Source organism: Actinomadura sp. KC216 (genome assembly GCF_004348535.1).
GTDB lineage: Bacteria > Actinomycetota > Actinomycetes > Streptosporangiales > Streptosporangiaceae > Spirillospora.
The window spans coordinates 1-2,329 of the sequence record NZ_SMJX01000574.1 but is presented as its reverse complement, the minus strand read 5'-3'; the positions used below and the strand labels follow the sequence as shown (position 1 = coordinate 2,329).

The following is a 2,329-nucleotide window of genomic DNA, read 5'->3' as shown; positions in this document are numbered from 1 at the left end:
ATCATCAGTCGCGGCGTTTCATTCGTACGGAGACGGATCGGGCGGGGAGGGGTTCGAGCCGGTCCAGGCGGGCGCGGACGGCCTCCTCGACGCCCTTGTCCAGGTCTTCGGGGGCGTGGACGGGGGTCTCCGCGACGACCTTCACCCGGCGGCGGCGCAGCCGGACCCGGCGGGCGCGTGACACGCCCGGGGCGTCCTCCGCGGCGGCCGCGACGGCGGCCTTCAGGCCGCGGCGGCTCACCCCCATCATCAGGTTCGGGTCCCGGCCGTGCAGCGGAACGATCCGCGACTTCCCGGGCAGCAGCGCGGCCAGCAGGCACAGCAGGCCCACCAGCGCCAGGCCGCCGGAGATCGCGAGCGCGGCCGGGTCGTCCCACGCCACGTCCTTTGCCCAGTCGTAGGGGAACACGCGTGCCGGGCGGTCGAACAGGGCCGAGATCACCTCGATCGCCGTGAGCGTCCCGGCCGCCGTCAGCAGCAGCGCGACCAGCATGGCCGGCCGCACGCGGCGCGAGCGGAACGCGTGCTTGGCCGCACGATCGGCTTTCCGGGGCTCGTCCACCGGGGCGCGCCGCATCGTGGCGGGCCGCGGACCGGCCTGCGCGGTCACCGCACGGTCCGCTCGCCGGCGGCGGGGCGCTCCAGCCCGGCCACGTCGATGTCCACCTGCCGGACGGTGAAGCCGGTCAGCTCCGCCACCCGCCCCCGCACGCTCTCCCGCACCTGCCGGGCGACGTCGCGCACCGGCATCGGATACGTCACCGACATCGCCACGCGAGCCGTGACGATGTCGCCGTTCACCCGCACTTCGGTGCGCGCCGGGCCGCGTCCGGGCACCGGCACGCCGAGGACGGTCCGGCCGAGGCCGCCGGACTCCTCGACCTCCGCCGCCGCCCGGGCCACGATCCGCGCCACGACCCGGTCGCGGATGACCGTCCGCCCGCGCGGCGGCGCCGTCTCCTCGTCCTGGACGCCGGTCATCGGGAACGCCGCCCCGTGTTCACCGAGCTGAACAGTTGCCTGAGGTCAAGGTTGCCCTCGACGGCGCGGCCCGCGAGGAAGCCGAGCGCGCCCAGGAACAGGACGATGAAGAACGCGCCGAACCCGCCGAACGCGCCCGCGAAGCCGAGCGCGGCGCCGAAGGCCAGCCCGGCCAGGGGCCACAGCGGTTTCACGTCCATCCCAATCTTCCTCTCGGGCCGTCACCCATCGGCCAGGTCCGCGATCAGCACGTCGACCGTCCGGCGGTCCGCCAGCGGGCGGACCAGGCGGCGGACGTCCTCGGCGATCTCCGGGAGCGGCCGCCCGTAGCGGACGACCACGCCGATCTCGATCTCGTCCTCGCGCACCGCGACGCCCGCCAGCGGAAGCCCCGCCCGGTAGGTCGCGACGCGGGCGTGCGGCCCGGCCGTCAGCGCGTGAACGTCAGGGCAGGCCATGGCCGCCTCGGCGACCTGGTCCGCCAGGTCGGTGCGGGGCCCGGCGTGCACCGTGTCCGTCCAGGCGATCATCGGACGCGCGGCTCCTCGGCCCGCCTCTCGGAGTCGCCCGAGTCCTCACCTTCGACGTGGATGTCGTCCACGGTGATGTTCACCTCGACGACCTCCAGCCCGCACATGTGCTCGACCTCGCTGATGACGTTGTCGCGGACGGCGCCCGCGAGGTCGGGTATGGACAACCCGTAGTCCACGACGAGGTCGATGTCGACGGCGGCCTGACGCTCGCCGACCTGTACGTCCACGCCCTGGGTGCCGTTGGCCGCCATGCCCGGCAGCCGATCCTTGACCGACCCGATCGTGCGGGACATGCCGGCGCCCATCTCGTGGACGCCGCCCACCTGCTTGGCGGCCATCGTCGCGACCTTGGCGACCACAGCGTCGGCGATCGTGGTGCGGCCGCCGGATGTGACGAGTTCGCTGGAGCCGCCGTCGGCGCCCCGCTTGCGCATCGTCCCGGTACCGCCCCGGCCGGTGCCCGGCCCGTCGTCCTGGCTCATGATTCGGCTCCCCTGCGAAGGGCAGGCCCTCCGCGCCTCCGGTTCGCTCCCGCCCGCGGGGTTCCTCCCCCGCGCCGGCTGACGTCCGGTTCATGCTCACGACGGTCGCGGCGAACCGCCATTTAACAGAAAGAGCAGGTCAACGCCGGTTTACCCGCGCACGCCCGGCATGGGCGCCGGCCGGCCGCACGCGCGCTAGCCCTTGAACATCTCGCGCATCTTGCGGGCGGCGTCGCCGGGCTTCTTCTTCTGCTGCTGGGGCTTGTCCTTGGCGGGCGCGGGCGGCCGCTTCTCGCGGTCCTTCCCGGCCGTCCCCGCCGCCCCGGCCCCGGC

The 2,329-nt window shown here is 74.4% G+C and carries 5 protein-coding genes; all 5 read right to left on the bottom strand.

Annotation, left to right across the window (positions count from 1 at the left end; translation table 11 throughout):
• Nucleotides 1–4 precede the first annotated feature (4 nt).
• The 5 genes from E1264_RS42090 to E1264_RS42070 are packed head-to-tail and all read right to left on the bottom strand — an operon-like array spanning nucleotide 5 to nucleotide 1,996.
• Nucleotides 5–610: a DUF6286 domain-containing protein gene (locus tag E1264_RS42090; RefSeq protein WP_132183104.1), complete on the bottom strand. Its 606-nt coding sequence runs from the start codon at nucleotides 608–610 to the stop codon at nucleotides 5–7.
• A complete protein-coding gene (locus E1264_RS42085; protein ID WP_132183102.1) occupies nucleotides 607–981 on the bottom strand; it encodes an Asp23/Gls24 family envelope stress response protein in 375 nt (124 codons plus the stop codon). The genes E1264_RS42090 and E1264_RS42085 overlap by 4 nt, the downstream gene beginning before the upstream one ends.
• The gene (locus tag E1264_RS42080) at nucleotides 978–1,166 is read right to left on the bottom strand and encodes a hypothetical protein (protein ID WP_132183106.1); all 189 of its coding nucleotides are present in this window, start codon (nucleotides 1,164–1,166) and stop codon (nucleotides 978–980) included. Before E1264_RS42080 ends, E1264_RS42085 begins: the two co-directional genes overlap by 4 nt.
• A gap of 36 nt (nucleotides 1,167–1,202) precedes the next feature.
• The gene (locus E1264_RS42075; protein ID WP_132183100.1) at nucleotides 1,203–1,511 is read right to left on the bottom strand and encodes an Asp23/Gls24 family envelope stress response protein; all 309 of its coding nucleotides are present in this window, start codon (nucleotides 1,509–1,511) and stop codon (nucleotides 1,203–1,205) included.
• On the bottom strand, nucleotides 1,508–1,996 hold the full coding sequence (locus E1264_RS42070; RefSeq protein ID WP_132183098.1) for an Asp23/Gls24 family envelope stress response protein: 489 nt from the start codon (nucleotides 1,994–1,996) through the stop codon (nucleotides 1,508–1,510). Before E1264_RS42070 ends, E1264_RS42075 begins: the two co-directional genes overlap by 4 nt.
• Nucleotides 1,997–2,329: the final 333 nt, after the last annotated feature.

Bases quoted from the DNA above. Each gene is read 5' to 3' on its own strand.
- E1264_RS42085 (WP_132183102.1), bottom strand. From the start codon at position 981: ATGACCGGCGTCCAGGACGAGGAGACGGCGCCGCCGCGCGGGCGGACG.
- E1264_RS42075 (WP_132183100.1), bottom strand. From the start codon at position 1,511: ATGATCGCCTGGACGGACACGGTGCACGCCGGGCCCCGCACCGACCTG.
- E1264_RS42070 (WP_132183098.1), bottom strand. From the start codon at position 1,996: ATGAGCCAGGACGACGGGCCGGGCACCGGCCGGGGCGGTACCGGGACG.